The following is a 15,833-nucleotide window of genomic DNA, read 5'->3' as shown; positions in this document are numbered from 1 at the left end:
CGCCAAGTTAAAAGGGAAAACAAGGGTAGGAATCCTCAGGGTTCTTATCCTTTTTTTCTTCCCCAAAAGGGAACCCACCCGTTGCTAGCGAATTGTTCTTCTCTAATGGGAAAAAAAGGCAGGGGCAATCTAGGAACAATGGGAGACGAATAGGATGGATTGGATAGCGGCGAAAGACAGATGGCTATCGTCGTTGCTCTTGTCGATGGAAGATGTCGTGGAAGGGCATATGACGGACATGCTTTCGTTTGGCGGACCGATTTCCCATTACTATCGAAAATATGAACAGCAGCAGCGCATGGGAATTTCTGGTATGTTGACGGATGTCATGCAGCAATTGTTTTCCGAAGAGAAAGAGTACGCCGAGTATTTGTACGCACTGTCTGTGGAGTCCTACATTTGGGGGGAGACATGGGCAAAAGGAGACATTTCAAAGGAAGTACTGCTGCAAACGTTATACAATCTACGCCAGCTTATCTTTGAGCGTGTGAGACATTCCTGTACGGATGCCGAGATAAGAGATGCGCTACTGTCTCGCCTGCATGAGATATTAAACATTCGTTACTACCATGCGATGCGCGGATATTTGGCCTGCAAGGATCAAATGATCAGCCATTTGAATCGGCAAAAAATCGGGATCATTGAGCAGATGGCAGCGGGAATGGCACATGAAATACGCAATCCTCTGACAGCGGTGAATGGGTTTTTGCAGCTTATGCGAAAAACGATAGAGCACGATGGTCGCAGCAGAGGGTGGGAGATGTTTGAACAGTACATTCAAATTTGCCAGCACGAGATGCAGTCCTTGAATAATCTGGTGACGAGCTTTTTGATTCTTGCCCGCAAAAATGAAACGGGGAACAGTCAAAATGAGATCGTCGAGCTTCGTCCTTTGATGGAGCATGTGCACGAGCTTGCGAAGCATTACGTGATGGAGAAAGATGTGCGGTTGTCCTTTGCTTATGAAGAGCCGCATGTTCAGGTGTGGGCGATCCCTTCCTATGTGGAGCAAATTTGCCTGAATCTGATTAAGAATGCAATGGATGCGGTAGCCCATAATGGATGTGTCACCATTTATACGGAAACATCTCCGCTGCAATCATTTGTAAGTATGACGATTGAGGATAATGGATACGGGATTTCCGAGCAACGCCAAAAGCACTTATTCGAACCTTTTTATATAACGAAGGAAAAAGGGACCGGGATTGGACTGTCGGTATGCAAAAAGCTCATCGAAGAAATGGGCGGGAAGATCAATATCCAATCGACAGTAGGAGTAGGGACGAAAGTAGAAATCCTATTCGCAGTCCCTCCAGCAAAAGAATTTTAAAAAAGTGGTTGCCAATCAGGCAGCCGCTTTTGTCTTTGTTTTGCTTTCTATGCCCAATCCAAGCCATAATAGAGACAATACATACAGGATGTGATTACGCTTGCAGATCATTGTTTTTGACCTTGAAACGACACTGACTTATCAGAGAGACAAGATCCCGGAAATTATTGAGATCGGAGCGGCAAAAGTCGTACCCGGAAAAAATGGCGTGGAGGTCGACACATTTCAGCGCTACACCTTTCCAGCCATTGAGCGCCGAATCACTGAGAGGACGCGCAAATTCATCGGTCTCGATAAAGAGAACATGCCAACCTTTATCCCGTTTCGCCGGGCATTCGCAGAATTTATGGAGTGGATCGGCACCGATTCTGAATACTTCCTGTGCACATGGGGGCAAGACGACAAGCGGTTGATGATCGAGCATTGTGCGCGGTTTGGCTTGGACTTCAACTGGATGCGCAATTACAACGACATCCAGCCGCCAATTAGCATGCTTTTGGCTGATCGCAAACAGATGAGTCTGAAAGAAGCGATCGACACGGCAGGAATCATCCAGGAGGGCAGGCTGCACTCCGCCTTGGTCGATGCCATCCACACAGCTCATTTGCTCATCAAATACAACAAAACGGTACACTTGAAACAAAACACGCCAGAAGAGAACTACAATTTGTCGAGCTCGTTGTACATTACGTGCCGATCCTGCAAAAAAAGCAAATACTACACGGCTTTCGGGCGAAAAAGCAGAAGATGCGAGGCTTGCTTGCAACATCGCAAGAAGTTGGAAAAAGCCGCAGAAGCAGCAACCGTCCAACAGAGCTAACGGGAGAGAACGGAGGAGTGCGTAGATGATACGACAAGCACAATCAACTGACAAAGCGACAATCGTGACGATGATTGGCGAAGGCATGCTTTGGAGGATCGAAGAGATTGTTGATATCGTGGAAAAAGCTACGGTTTACATCTGGGAGGAAGATGATCAAATCATCGGCTGTGGCACATATGATTTGAACTCCTCCGGTGAAGACGGGACAGCAGAAATATACGTCTATACAAGACCAGACCATCGAAAGCGAGGAGTCGGCTCCCGGCTGTTCGATAAGCTTTGGCTGGAACTGCAACAGAACGAGGAGAAGCCGAGGGCAGTCATGGCTACCTATCGGGTAGACCACGGGCAGGGTGCTGATTTTTTTGCCAAGAGAGGTTTTTCTTCTATCTGGGGACATCATCTGATGAAATACACAGGAGAGATCGGACCTGCGCCGACACTCGACGTACGACAATTCACCGAGTCCGATATGGATATGTACATCCAATCGCAGAGTGACGCTTACTATGAGGTGCGCAAAGGCATCGATCTTCAGCCATACCGTTTGGTGGATTATCCTGAGAAAACGATGAACACATGGAAAAACTGGCTGCTGGGTGAGATGAGAGAGGACATTTATTTGTTCGAGCATGAGGGAGTATTCGTAGGGTCCTTGATCATCACAGGACACGGCGAGGTTTACGATGTGTTCGTTGATCCCGTGCATCAAGGCAAGGGCTACGGCAAAGAGCTTGTCCGCTTTTTTGTGAACCGGACGTTGGAAAAGGGCTTGAAGCCCTATCTCGTCACAGGTACTCACAACGAGCCTGCGATTGCATTGTACGAACGGACAGGCTTCCAGACGTTTCAGACGACCACGACAGCGAAGAGAGACTTTGCGTAATCCGCTCATAAAAAAATGCCGCAGGGATTAGACCCGAGCGGCATTTTTCATTGTGACCGATAACCTATACTCCGAGCAGGAGCAGGATAATGGACGTCAGACTAAAGCAAACACTGATCAAGCACAGGAAGGTGACGACCTGCTTTGGATTGAGTCCAGAACGCAGCAGGCGATAATGAACCTGACTGGCATCTGCTTGGTAGATCGGCTTTCCTTGGAGGAAGCGTTTGGTCACCACAAACAGATTATCAAAAATCGGCACACCGAGTGCTAAAATCGGAATGAACAAGGAGAGAACAGTGGCCTGCTTAAAGGCACCATCCAACGCGATGACTGCCAAGATAAAGCCCAGGAAGGTCGCGCCTGCATCTCCCATGAAAATTTTGGCCGGCGGCTTGTTGTACCGCAGATAAGCCAAGGCAACACCAACCAGACTGATCGCCATAATCGCAGATGTGCTTTGTCCTTTTACCAAAGCGACTACGAAGAGCGTGCCTGCGGAGATCGCAGAAAGCCCTCCAGCCAAGCCATCCATGCCATCCGAAAAATTGATGACCGTCGTTACTCCGAAAATCCACAGGATGGTCAGGATGAATTGCAACCATTCCGGGAGTAATATGTATTCGCCACTCAATGGATTGTAAAAGCCGGAAAAAGTAATACCCGACAAGTAGACAATCACGGCGGCCGATACTTGGACGATCAGCTTGGGCAGGGCGGAAAAATCCTTGCCTTGCGTCTTGTACCAGTCATCAATGGTACCGATAATTAGCAGCAGTAGTGAGCCTGACAGAACAGCGATCGTTTGCCCGGTCGATTCTTTCGAGAAGAGCAAAAACGATGCAGCAAAGCCGACAAAAATAGCGTAGCTAGCTGTCAATGGGATAGGCTCCCGGTGAATTTTTCTTTCCACGTCTTTACGTGGCTTGTCCACAAAATCAAGGCGAAATGCCAATTTAGCCAGAGGCGGAATCAGCACCATAACGATACAAAACGACAGTAAAAACGAAAGAGCGTACGTTATCGTGACCATCTCCTACAGGTAGTAAGCTTTCTATTGCAAAGATACTCGCATACCGTGTTGTTTGACAAGTCTATTATAGGAAGGATTCCAAATTTTGTCGACTCTTGCAATCACGTGAGGGTGAGGTACCAAAAAAAGTTGGTACTTATCTCCAACAGAACGGATCCCTATAATCCTTCGTAGGAGGGATCCAGATGGAATACTTGTCATTATGGTTTATCGTAGGGATCATCTTTTCCATAACACTCGCGGCGAAACAGATCAAGCCTTGGCTGAAATTCGTTATATTCGGTTACTACCTCGTGCTATCCTACCTATTTATCTCTCGTAAAGAACAGATATATAGTGAATATCATCGGGTACCCGTGCCAGAGCAGTTCTGGGAAACCAACTCGGATTGGGTGGGATTCATGCTGGGCTTTTATTTTGTCCCATTTCTTCTCATCCTGCTGTTCATCTACTTTTGGCTGTTTCGAAAAGCCAACAGTGTGAAGAAACGGTTTTTCATTGCTCTTACCATTGTACCCGCAGCGATTATTTATCTATGCTTGCTGTTTGTTTTCAGTATGTACGGATATCGACCTTAAACAAGTGATGTTAGATTATCTTACATAGTTTTGGTTTCTCCGTGCCCCATGAACATGTGAAAATTTGGGTAGCTGTACAGGAAGATGTCATCGTTGGAACCATCCAGCTGCATCTGGTGAGTCGTCCAAATGGATTGCATCGGGCAGAAATCGCCCGAGCGGCTGATGGCAGCTTGCATGATACCGTCCTTTACTTTAAAACATTGGAATAGTCGAACAAGCTACAAGCGGACGGTTAACAGGCGTCCGTTTTTCTGTTTAAATAGTATGAAAAGTTTCCATGCTGGGAGGTTCTTATGAAGGTATCCAAGCTTAGGTCTGGCCAAGAGGTCATCATCCGTTTAGGAAAAATTGCTGACGCAGAAGCCTTTATTGCATTCGTACATCGCGTGTCAGGAGAGACGGATAATTTGTCATTTGGACCGCAAGAATTGACAGTCACCCCAGATGAGCAAAAAGAAAACATCAAAAGATGTCTAGAAACGCATAATCAACTGTTTTTAATTGCAGAGGTGGACGGGAGAATTGTGGGGAACCTGACTTTTCGAGGGGGTATTCGATCGCGGACGCAGCATGTAGGTGAATTTGGGATTAGCGTCTTGAAAGAGTTCTGGGGATCAGGGGTTGGGAGACTTCTATTGGAATCCTTACTGGAATGGGCCAAGCAATCAAAGGTAATACGAAAAATTAATCTGAAAGTCCGTTCAGACAACGATTCTGCTATTCGTTTGTACAAAAAGCTAGGCTTCAAGGAATTAGGTACGTTGACGAGAGAATTTTTGATTGGGGATACATTCTACGATTGTCTCTACATGGGAATCGAAATAGACTGAGGAACAGACCGTCAGGATGTTGACCTGACGGATTTTTTGATAAATAAAATACTGATTATTCAAATAAGTGGAAAGGGGCCATCATGAAAAGGAAAGTCTCGACACTTTTTTTGCAAGGAACACTGCGGGCGAAGATTCTCACACTTTTTCTCTGTTTGATTGCAATCCCGCTAAGTTTGCAAGGAATCATCACATACAACAAGTTTTCAGCTTCAACGGAATTGAGGACGGCTGAATACACGGGGCAGATTGTGGGTCAGATCAATCGCAACCTGGAGCGCAATATTCGGGAGATGAAGCGTTTATCACTCATGCCGCTCTACGATCCAGAAGTCCTGTCCATTTTAAAAGAAATTCAGACAAATACGTCGGCTACTTCTTTTCTCTCCATGGAAAAAAGAGAGAAGATGACGCTGTATATATCCAGTCTTTCCTATAGCCGACCAGAAGTAAAAGGCATTCAAATCATGGCGGGGAATGGCATGATTTTTTCCAATCTGGACCCTTCCGTCATGAAGAGCAAGGGAGATTTGGCAGAAGAGGGATGGTATTCGCGCGTGATCAAGGAACAGGGGGCAGCCGTCATTATTGCACAGCATCGGCCCGGCTATTATTTGGATGCCTCTAGTGAGCGCTATGTGTCAGTGGCTCGATTATTGCGAGAGCCATATACGAAAGTACCGCTCGGAATCATTAAAATCGATATGAAAATGGACATGTTTGACCAAATCTTGTCCGATATGCCTTTTACCAAGGATAGGAGCTTGATCATCGTAAATGAGGGAAACGAGCTGTTTTATGAAAAGAGGGAGAGCGAAGGCTCGCCGGGCTATCGTACTTTGCTGCAAGAAACTGACGGGATCAATCGTGGGGATGCGAATCAGATGATGATTCAGGGACAGCGATATCTCTTCGTGGATCATCAATCGAGAGAGACGGGGCTCGTGGTGATCAGTCTGATTCCGCTCGATATCCTGCTCGCAGAATCCAATAGCTTGCGCAGTTTTACGATGCTGATTGCGGCAATGTTTTTACTCGTCGCTGGCGGGCTCGCGATTTATTTTTCCTATTCACTCAGCAAGCCGCTCGTTCAATTGAAAGAAAAAATGCTGCAAGTAAAGCGAGGTAACTTCCATGAACGAGTTCCTGTCGATTCCCAAGATGAGATCGGGAAGCTGAGCGAGCAATTTAATCAGATGGTCGAGGAGATCAACCGCCTTGTCAATGAGGTGTATCTCAGCAGCTTGCGTGAGCGGGAGGCGGAGCTGGCAGCCTTGCAGAGCCAGATCAATCCGCATTTTATTTACAACACACTCGAATCGATCAATATGATGGCGATCCGCTCGGGCAATTACGATGTGTCTGACATGGTTTCTTCGCTCGGAAAACTCATGCGCTATACGGTCGCTCGAGAGGATGGGCACGTTACGCTGACGCAAGAGCTCGTATCGTTAGAATCCTACGTCCGTATCCAAAAGATTCGTCTGGGAGATCGCCTTCAGGTGTATATGGACGTGGAAGAGAGCCTGTCGGATCAGCGTATCCCCAAGCTGCTGCTACAGCCATTGCTTGAAAATGCAATTGCGCACGGGATTGAGCATCAGGAACGGGGAGGGACGATATGGCTCACGGTGCTTTGTCAGGAGGGTGTAATGCAAATCAGCGTGAGGGACAATGGCAAGGGAATGTCTGAGCAATCATTGAGTCGGCTGCTCGCAAGTCTGCGTACGCCTATGCAGCAGCACGAGATGACAGGAAACGCACACAATGGGACAGCATTGCGAAATATTTCCCAGCGGCTGACTTTATTGTTCGGGGAAGAGTATGGGCTGACGATTGTGAGCAGACCGGATCAAGGCACGGAAATTACGATGAAGATTCCGCTCGATTTTCAGAAGGGAGAAACACGCGATGTACAAAGTATTGCTGGTGGAAGATGAACGAATGATTCGGGAAGGCTTAAAAACGTTAATTGAAAAAGGAGCATCTGGTTTTGCCGTCATGGCAGAAGCGGAAAATGGAAAGGATGCCCTGCAGTATATGCGCACGGAAATGCCTGATTTGATTGTGACAGATATCCGCATGCGGGAAGTCGACGGCTTGGCGCTGATCGGGAAAATTCGGGAGATGTACGAGGAGCTGCCCATCGTGATTATTAGTGGCTATGGTGATTTTCACTATGCACAGAAAGCGTTGAAGTACAAAGTCTCCGACTATCTCTTGAAGCCCATTGATCGATTAGAGCTGGTGAGCACGCTCGCAAAAATCAGGCAAGTGCTGGATCGCAAAAAGAAAGTTCGGGAAGAAGAAAACAGCGTCGACAGCAGCCATAAAGAAGAAAGACAAATCATTCGCAAGGTAAAAGCATTCATTCACGATCATTTGGACGGCGATCTGAGACTCCAGACGCTGGCGGAGTCTGTTCATTTGAATCCGATTTATTTGAGTCAATTGTTCAAGACCGAGACGGGGGAAAATGTCTCCGACTACATCACCCAGGTGAGGATGAACCGCGCTAAGCGGCTTTTACACGAGACGAGCCTAAAGGTGTATGATATCGCCCGCTTAGTCGGGTATCAGAGCGCGAAGCATTTCATGTTGGTATTTAAAAAGGAAGTCGGGATGACACCCGGGAGCTACCGAGATCTCGTAGGCAGTGAAGACCTTTAAATCTCATACCAAATCTAAATCTCGCGTGATTTATCTTACTATTCGATCAATTTTATACTGGTGACAGGGAAATCAGATAAGGAGGTACGCCATGAAAAAGGCAATCCTGTTGGCATTGTCTACTGCTTTGATAGCATTTACATTTGGGTGCAGCAACACCGCAACGACTTCCGGTGACTCCACAACGGGCAAGAAAGAAGCAGTTGAGCTTACGTTTTTAACATGGGGCAACCAAGCCCACCTAGACCTGTATACGAAGCTCTCTGAAAAGTTTACGCAACAAAACCCGACCATCAAAGTGAAGCTGGAATCTGTGCCATTCCCCGATTACCAGCAAAAGGTGACGGTGCTGGCTGCTGGTCAAGAGCTACCTGACATCGGTTGGGTGTCTGAGCGAATGGTGCCGCAGTTTATGGAAAATGGGATATTGGAAGATGTTTCGGATGTAAAGAACGACGCTGCTTTTAAGTTGGACGACTTTATTCCGTCGACGCTTGAGCTGTTCCAAAAAGATGACAAATTGTACGGACTGCCGTTTTCTACCCCGCCTACCGTGATGTTTTACAACAAAGACTTGTTTGACAAGGCAGGCTTGAAATCGCCGAACGACCTAGCGAAAGAAGGAAAATGGACGTGGGAGGAATTCGAAAAGTCGTCTCAGGCGATTTCGAGCGGAACCGGGGCGAGTAAAATCTACGGGGCCAACTTCTTCCGCGATTGGAAAACGTGGATCATCCTGTCTTCCTATTCGTGGTCAAATGGCAGCGGCCCGTTCAACAAAGAAATGAATCAGTTTACGTGGAATGACCAATACGGGGTGGAGACACTCAGCATGCTCCAACGGATGATGTTTACAGATGGGTCGCATCCGAAGGCGGGTGAGCAAGTCAGCTTTGAATCAGGCAAAATCGGCATGTTCTTTGATGTGTACAGCTACGTTTCAAAGGCGCGGACGATCAAGGACTTCAAGTGGGACATTGCTCCGATGCCAGCGGGTTCAAAAGGCTCGGCACCGATGCTCGGTCAGGCAGGGTATTCGATTTTCAAAGGAACGAAGCATTTGGAGGAGACCAAGCTATTCCTCAAGTTTCTCGCGAGTGAGCAGGGTGTTCAGGAGACCTCGACTTACTTTGTGCCGCCGCGCTTGTCTGTGCTGAATTCCGATCCGTTTTTGAATGTTCCAGGCAACCCTGACCCTGCACACATCAAGCAGGCGGTTATCGATGAAATGCCTAAGGCACACCTGCAACCAGGCCATGTGGACTGGCAAAAAATCGACACGACGATACTGGCTGGTTTTGATCAATTATTCGGTCAAACGGCACAGCCTGCGGATATCGTGAAGTCGCTGGAAGAGAAAGTCAATCCAATCATGAAAAAGTAAGCTCGCCACAACGGTCTGGGATACAGGCCGTTGTGACTTGAGAGGGAGGTTACGATGAATCGTTTTCGACAAGCACTGGAAGAGAAGCCGTTTCTGCTCATGGTCAGTCTCCCGCAAAACGATGAGACCTTGGCCAGAGCAGCGATGGAGGAAGGCGCAGATGGCTTGAAGATGCACATCAATGTGTACCATCGTGCCAGTGGCAACCGGTTCGGTCCTCTGGCTGAATATACGGACTTTCTCCAAACGATACGCAGCCAGTTCGCAGGGCCGATTGGCATTGTTCCGGGCGGGTCAATGGAGGAGCTCAATCCCAAGGAAATCAAACAGTTCGATTCGCTGGGAATCGACTTCCTCTCCATTTATGGTCATCATTTGCCTGCGTCCCTTTTGAAAATCGAAGGGGTGGCGAGTACGTTTGCCATCGATGATCAGTTTGATTTGTCCCGATTGGAAGCCGTAAAGCATTTTCCCATGACCGCATTGGAGGCGTCGATTATTCCGGGGAGTGAGTATGGCACGAGGCTTACGTTTGCCGACCTGCTTACCTATCGGTACATCGTAGAAAAGGCAGGCATCCCGATCATCGTCCCGACACAGCGGAAAATTGTGGCGGAGGATATGAAAGCTCTGCGGGAAACGGGAGTTCGTGTTCTGTTAGCTGGAGCGATGGCGATCGGGAGGACAGAGGATGAAATGCGCCGTTCCATCCATGCATTGCGGAATGCGATTGACAACTAAGGAGGGATCGTATGGAGAGCAAGTTGAATGTCCCGCTCTCTCCTGACAAGAGAACAAGTGGCACAAGGAAAAAATCCTTCAACCGGGAAGCCAATCTGACAGGATGGCTGTTTATAAGTCCGATGGCCATCGGGTTTGTGGTGCTGTTGCTTGGTCCGCTTTTGCTCGCGCTGTACATGAGCTTTACGGATTGGCCGTTACTAGGGGAAGCTGAATTTATTGGTTTGGAAAATTACAGAGCGATCTTTCAGGATGCCGAATTTTGGACGGTCGTGGGCAATACCTTTACGTTCTCTGCTGGTCTCGTCCCCCTGAACATCGTGTTGGCGTTGGGGTTGGCCTTACTGCTCGTGCGCAAGCTGCCAGGGATCGGGATTTTCCGCACAGCCATTTTTGTGCCGGTCATGACATCGTTGATCGTCTGGGCGATTGTGTGGAAGTATTTGTTTGCGACAGACACAGGGTTTATCAATCAAATCTTGCAGATGTTCGGGATTACAGGTCCCTCATGGCTTTACAATCCAATGCTGGCGATGCCAGTGGTGATCGTGACGAGTGTCCTGAAAAATGTGGGGTTGAACATGGTTCTGTTCATCGCTGCCTTACAGCAGGTGCCTGTTCACTTATACGAGGCGGCGCGCATTGATGGGGCCAGTCGGACGCGTCAATTGTTTCTGATTACGATCCCGATGATCAGTCCGACGGTTTTTTTAACTACGTTGTTGACGATCATCGGCTCTCTCAAGGTGTTTGGGCAGATTTACGTCATGACCCAGGGTGGGCCAGATAACAGTACAAAGGTGCTAGTCTATTACATATGGGAGCGTGCCTTCAAAAACTTTGAATTCGGCTATGCGTCTGCACTTGCCTTTGTGCTGTTCTTTATCATTTTAGTGTTTACGCTCTTGCAGTGGCAGTTTAGAAAAAGGTGGGTGTTCCATGAAGAGTAATCGCCACGGATTACAAGCGGGCAAGTTATTGGGAATTGGCGGTCACTATGTAGCGTTAGGAGCGATCTCCCTACTGATGCTGGTGCCTTTTTTGTGGATGCTTTCTACATCGTTAAAAGAGCCGGCCAAAATATTCGTCTTTCCGCCAGAGTTTATCCCTTCGTCGATCCGCTTGGAGAACTACACGGAGGTTTTGGCGAATACGCCGTTTCATTTGTTCTATTGGAACAGCCTGTACATTGCGATTCTGGTCACGGTTGGAACGGTATTATTTGCCTCGATTGCGGGTTATGCGTTTGCCCGAATTCCGTTTCGTGGACGCAATATCGTCTTTCTGGTGCTGTTGTCGACGATGATGATCCCGCATGAAGTGACGTCGATTCCGATGTTTTTGTTCATGCGCATGCTTGGGTTTATCAATACGCATGTGCCTCTGATCGTGCTTCCCATTTTCGGGGCAGGCGGAATTTTTGGTGTGTTCGTCATGCGCCAGTTTTTCCTCGGGATTCCAAAGGAACTGGAGGAAGCAGCGATGATTGATGGCTGCTCGCGTTGGCGGATTTACTGGAGCATCATGCTGCCACTAGCGAAGCCAGCCATCGCGACGCTGACGATTTTTACGTTTTTGACGAGCTGGAACGAGTTTTACGATCCGCTCATTTTCATCAACGACAGAGAGCTGATGACGCTGCCGCTCGCTTTGTCCCTGTTTACCGATGAAGTAGGGACAGCTTGGCATCATCTGATGAGTGCGTCCGTCATGGCGACCTTGCCGCTTTTGATCGTGTTCTTTTTCGCCCAGAAGCAGTTTATCGAGGGTGTATCGATGACAGGCCTCAAAGACTAGAGGAAGCATGGATGTAAAAGTTCAACAAGGAGTGAGTGCAGATGGATCGAGTAGTGGAAGCAGATGTAGTCGTGGTAGGCGGGGGACCGGCAGGAATCAGTGCCGCCCTCGCCAGCGGACGATTGGGAGCTAAAACGATCCTGATCGAGCGTTACGGCTTTCTCGGAGGGATGTCGACGATTGCGCTCGTTTATCCGTGGATGACGTTTCATACGGAGACAGGCGAGCAAGTCATCAAAGGAATTGCACAGGAAATCGTCGACCGCTTGCAAGAAAAGGGGGGATCGCCTGGACATTTGCAGGATACGGTAGGATTTGTCAGCACAGTTACACCGTATCATCCGGAAATTTACAAGCTGGTAGCTGTGGAAATGCTCAAGGAAGCGGGCGTCAAGCTGTTTGTCCATAGCTTTGTCGATCAGGTGAATGTAGAGGGGACAGAGATTACTTCTGTTACGCTCACCAGTAAATCAGGCAAGTATGAGATCAAGGCCAAGGTGTTCGTCGATGCGACAGGAGATGCAGATATCGCTTATTTATCGGGAGCGCCGACGAGTAAAGGGCGAGATGCAGATGGGCTGACACAGCCGATGACCATGAAGTTTCGCATGCGCGGCGTTGATCTGGAGCAGGTGAAGCAGTACATGCTTGACCATCCAGATGAGTTTTATCACAAGACGCCGTTTGCGCAGTTGCCGTCCATTCCACTGACGGGTGTCCAAGGCTTTTATACGCATTGGAAGGTGTCAGGTGTTCCGATTAATCGGGATCAAATTCTGTTTTTCACAGGGCCCGAGAGCGATGAAGTTCTGATCAATTGCACGCGGGTGCAGGGGCTGGATGGAACAGATGTCGAGGATTTGACGGAAGCGGAGGAAGAAGGGAGACGTCAAGTGTTATTGATGTCTGAATTTTTAAAAAATAAAGTTCCCGGTTTTGCGAAAGCGTCCGTCTCCGCAGTCGGAACGCAAATTGGTATCCGTGAGACACGCAGAATCGTCGGGGAGTACAGCTTGATGATCGAAGACGTGGTCGCGGGCAGGCGTTTTCCGGATGTCATTGCACGAAGCGGCTATCCGGTTGACATTCACGATCCTTCTGGCAAAGGCGTAGTGGCAGCAGATATTGAAGGAGAGGGCGCTTATGACATTCCGTATCGCTGTCTAATCGCTCAATCCATCGACAACTTGCTTGCGGCGGGGCGTTGTATCTCTACGACACATGAGGCGCTGGCTACGACCAGGCTTACCCCGAGCTGTATGGCTACAGGGCAAGCAGCAGGTACAGCAGCGGCTATTGCCTTTCACGACAAGACCATTCCGCGTTTGATTCACGTGGCGAAATTACAGGAACAATTGCGTCTAGCGAATGCCGTCCTCGATTAAACCTTTTCATTTTGAAAGGAGATTGGATCTATGAAAAAGTTGCGCGTTGTCATTTCAACACTGGCTATGGCAGCACTAGTAACAGGCATGGTTCCATTTACGCAGACGAGTACAGTTGCGGCGAAAAAAGCGTCACCAAAGCCAATTGCCAAAGTCGCCCTTGTCCCCCTCGATGATCGTCCGGTCAACACGTATTTTCCGCAAATGTCAGCACGGGCAGGCGGGGTGGAGGCGATTATGCCGGATGAAGACATGCTCGGTCACTTTATGACGCCGGGCGATGGAGAAGAAATTGGCGATTGGCTGATCAAACAAGCAAGCAAAGTGGACGGCTCGGTCATCTCTGTCAGCATGCTGGCATATGGCGGACTTGTTGCGTCCCGTACCGATCAACAATCCTATGAAGATGCCTTATCAAATATCGAAGCCATTAAGAGACTGAGAGACAAACATTCCAAAATGCCGATCTACGTCTTCGATACAATTCAACGCCTGGCGGTGACGGCGACTGATCCCGAAACATTGAAGTACTATGAGCAAATCAGAGAATGGGCCATTTTATACGATGAAGTGCACAACCTCGGCATGACAGAAAAAAAGGATCGACTCGATCAGTTGGAAAGGGAGATTCCTGAGTCTGTGCTGGAAGATTACTTGAATGCCCGCGAACGTAACCACAAGATTAACTCCTTGATGATTGATTGGGTAGAGGATGGGACCATTGATTATTTAGTGCTGGCTCAGGATGACGCTGCTCCCCATGGTCTTCACCGGGCAGAGCGGGAGACCTTGGTCAAAAAAGCAAAGGAGCTGGATGTAGAGGATCGTGTGGCGATTTTCCCTGGAGCGGACGAAGTAGGAACCGTCTTGTTGAGCCGATTCGCCTTGAACGAAATGCGCATCCATCCAAAAGTAGCAGTCGAGTATTCGGGTATAGACGGCAGTGAGTGGACGGCGCCGTTTGAAGACACGACCTTTGATGTAAATGTCGAGAAACATATCATCGCAGCAGGCGGCAAACCAGTTCGGGATGAAGACGATGCAGATATCGTATTAATGATCAATTCACCGAAGAAAAAAGGACAGAGCAACGCAGAGAGACGCGAAGATCTGGATGAGTTCGTCGAAGAAATCAATGATCTTCTGGAGGAAGGAAAGCAGGTCGCAATTACAGACGTTACGATTACAAACAAAGCTGACCCTGAGCTGATCGAGCGACTACAAGAAGAAGTAAAGCTGCCAGAACTTTTCGCCTACACGGCATGGGGGACGGCGGGAAATAACATGGGAAGCGCGTTGGGACAGGCATTGCAACGATCAGCCTTTTTGGAAAAAGGAAATCAGTCCGGTGTGCCCTTAACGGTGGATGCCGCAGAAACCCATATCAATCTGCTCTTGTCATCGTTTGTAAATGACCATCATTACCGAAATGAAGTCATGGCAGAAGCACGCAATCTCGTAAAAGAGTTGAATGGGAATGAATGGAATCTCGGAGATGACTACGACGAAGTCAATGATTTTGTGAGAGATGCACTGACACCACATACGGAAGAATGGTACGAAAACTACTTTGCCAATCAATCGCTGGTTATTGGGAAGCGAGGCAAGAATACGGTTGAAGGCGAAATCGTCGAATTAACGGATAGGGAGATCAAGCTTCCTTGGGAACGGTTATTTGAAGTCTTTGTCGGGCCAGAAGTGAAGATTGAAAGGGAGTAAGGTTTAGAAAAAGCCGGTCTATTTTTCGAGTCTGCACATATCATGTCTCTATCGCTATAAGAAGGTGACTAGGATGGAGACTCTACAATGGTTGTATGTGCAGTATGACTTGGAAATGTATGTGCGGGTAGTGGTGAGCGCGATTCTCGGTTTGTTTATCGGGTGGGATCGCTCGCATAGAAATAAGCCTGCCGGGCTGAAAACGTACATGTATGTGTCGGTAGCCTGCACGCTCATCACACTCGTTTCTATTTACAGCACAAAGCTATACAGCGCGCCTGGCAACGGAACGATGATGGACCCGATGCGCTTGGCTGCACAGATTGTCACAGGTCTTGGCTTTTTAGGAGCAGGCGTCATCTTGAAGGACGGCTTGAAAGTAAAAGGACTGACCTCCGCAGCCATGATCTTTTTCGCTGGAGGAATTGGCATAGGGATCGGTGCCGGATTTTACGGCATTGTGATATTCTCGGTCATCATCGCATTTGTACTCGCTAGGATCAGTCAGCGTGTGGAAGATGTCCAGCACAAGCAGTTAGGAAAGTGAATCATGGAGAAGCGGTGCAGGGCAAGTTCCTTAGCATCGCTTTTTTGTATGAAATGGGGCTGTAGTGGGGGAAGAAGCGATTTCCAGTCTACGCTTCGGAATAAATG

Annotated in this window: 16 protein-coding genes; 15 read left to right on the top strand and 1 reads right to left on the bottom strand. The window is 48.3% G+C overall.

All coding sequences use genetic code 11. The features are described 5' to 3' along the window. The first annotated feature begins 154 nt into the window (after positions 1-154). The 3 genes from ACM6JA_RS03345 (at position 155) to ACM6JA_RS03335 (ending at position 3,039) form a co-directional block, all read left to right on the top strand. On the top strand, positions 155-1,330 hold the full coding sequence (locus ACM6JA_RS03345) for a sensor histidine kinase (protein ID WP_414851190.1): 1,176 nt from the start codon (positions 155-157) through the stop codon (positions 1,328-1,330). 100 nt (positions 1,331-1,430) lie between these two features. Next, positions 1,431-2,150: an exonuclease domain-containing protein gene (locus ACM6JA_RS03340; RefSeq protein WP_414851189.1), complete on the top strand. Its 720-nt coding sequence runs from the start codon at positions 1,431-1,433 to the stop codon at positions 2,148-2,150. A gap of 25 nt (positions 2,151-2,175) precedes the next feature. Beyond that, positions 2,176-3,039, top strand: a complete 864-nt coding sequence (locus ACM6JA_RS03335; RefSeq protein ID WP_414851188.1) for a GNAT family N-acetyltransferase — start codon at positions 2,176-2,178, stop codon at positions 3,037-3,039. 64 nt (positions 3,040-3,103) lie between these two features. Here ACM6JA_RS03335 and ACM6JA_RS03330 read toward each other — a convergent pair whose 3' ends face one another. Next, the gene (locus tag ACM6JA_RS03330; protein WP_007729630.1) at positions 3,104-4,072 is read right to left on the bottom strand and encodes an MraY family glycosyltransferase; all 969 of its coding nucleotides are present in this window, start codon (positions 4,070-4,072) and stop codon (positions 3,104-3,106) included. 185 nt (positions 4,073-4,257) lie between these two features. Here ACM6JA_RS03330 and ACM6JA_RS03325 point away from each other — a divergent pair, with 185 nt between their 5' ends. The 12 genes from ACM6JA_RS03325 (at position 4,258) to ACM6JA_RS03270 (ending at position 15,726) form a co-directional block, all read left to right on the top strand. Continuing rightward, complete coding sequence (locus ACM6JA_RS03325; RefSeq protein ID WP_007729631.1) at positions 4,258-4,650, top strand: hypothetical protein; 393 nt, start codon at positions 4,258-4,260, stop codon at positions 4,648-4,650. A 41-nt stretch (positions 4,651-4,691) separates the two neighbouring features. Continuing rightward, positions 4,692-4,862, top strand: a complete 171-nt coding sequence (locus tag ACM6JA_RS03320) for a hypothetical protein (RefSeq protein ID WP_414851187.1) — start codon at positions 4,692-4,694, stop codon at positions 4,860-4,862. Positions 4,863-4,946: 84 nt separating this feature from the next. Beyond that, positions 4,947-5,483 carry a GNAT family N-acetyltransferase gene (locus ACM6JA_RS03315; RefSeq protein ID WP_414851186.1) on the top strand — a complete coding sequence of 179 codons (537 nt, stop codon included), beginning with the start codon at positions 4,947-4,949 and terminating at the stop codon, positions 5,481-5,483. Positions 5,484-5,566: 83 nt separating this feature from the next. Next, on the top strand, positions 5,567-7,423 hold the full coding sequence (locus tag ACM6JA_RS03310) for a cache domain-containing sensor histidine kinase (protein WP_414851185.1): 1,857 nt from the start codon (positions 5,567-5,569) through the stop codon (positions 7,421-7,423). Then, a complete protein-coding gene (locus ACM6JA_RS03305) occupies positions 7,395-8,153 on the top strand; it encodes a response regulator transcription factor (RefSeq protein WP_414851184.1) in 759 nt (252 codons plus the stop codon). Before ACM6JA_RS03310 ends, ACM6JA_RS03305 begins: the two co-directional genes overlap by 29 nt. 91 nt (positions 8,154-8,244) lie before the next feature. Continuing rightward, positions 8,245-9,537, top strand: a complete 1,293-nt coding sequence (locus ACM6JA_RS03300; RefSeq protein WP_414851183.1) for an ABC transporter substrate-binding protein — start codon at positions 8,245-8,247, stop codon at positions 9,535-9,537. Positions 9,538-9,591: 54 nt separating this feature from the next. Then, on the top strand, positions 9,592-10,278 hold the full coding sequence (locus ACM6JA_RS03295) for a hypothetical protein (RefSeq protein ID WP_414851182.1): 687 nt from the start codon (positions 9,592-9,594) through the stop codon (positions 10,276-10,278). An 11-nt stretch (positions 10,279-10,289) separates the two neighbouring features. Then, complete coding sequence (locus ACM6JA_RS03290; protein WP_414851181.1) at positions 10,290-11,228, top strand: carbohydrate ABC transporter permease; 939 nt, start codon at positions 10,290-10,292, stop codon at positions 11,226-11,228. Beyond that, on the top strand, positions 11,218-12,075 hold the full coding sequence (locus tag ACM6JA_RS03285; RefSeq protein ID WP_017251189.1) for a carbohydrate ABC transporter permease: 858 nt from the start codon (positions 11,218-11,220) through the stop codon (positions 12,073-12,075). The genes ACM6JA_RS03290 and ACM6JA_RS03285 overlap by 11 nt, the downstream gene beginning before the upstream one ends. Before the next feature lie 41 nt (positions 12,076-12,116). After that, a complete protein-coding gene (locus tag ACM6JA_RS03280) occupies positions 12,117-13,460 on the top strand; it encodes an FAD-dependent oxidoreductase (RefSeq protein ID WP_414851180.1) in 1,344 nt (447 codons plus the stop codon). Positions 13,461-13,490: 30 nt separating this feature from the next. Next, positions 13,491-15,179 (top strand): DUF4127 family protein, encoded by a 1,689-nt coding sequence (locus ACM6JA_RS03275; RefSeq protein WP_414851179.1) that lies wholly within the window; start codon positions 13,491-13,493, stop codon positions 15,177-15,179. Positions 15,180-15,252: 73 nt separating this feature from the next. Further along, the gene (locus ACM6JA_RS03270; RefSeq protein WP_414851178.1) at positions 15,253-15,726 is read left to right on the top strand and encodes an MgtC/SapB family protein; all 474 of its coding nucleotides are present in this window, start codon (positions 15,253-15,255) and stop codon (positions 15,724-15,726) included. Positions 15,727-15,833 lie beyond the last annotated feature (107 nt).

Origin of the sequence: Brevibacillus sp. IT-7CA2, from assembly GCF_949767855.1 — a bacterium.
Lineage (GTDB): Bacteria > Bacillota > Bacilli > Brevibacillales > Brevibacillaceae > Brevibacillus.
Note: the sequence above shows the minus strand (reverse complement) of the source record. Positions and strands in the feature narration are given on the sequence as shown.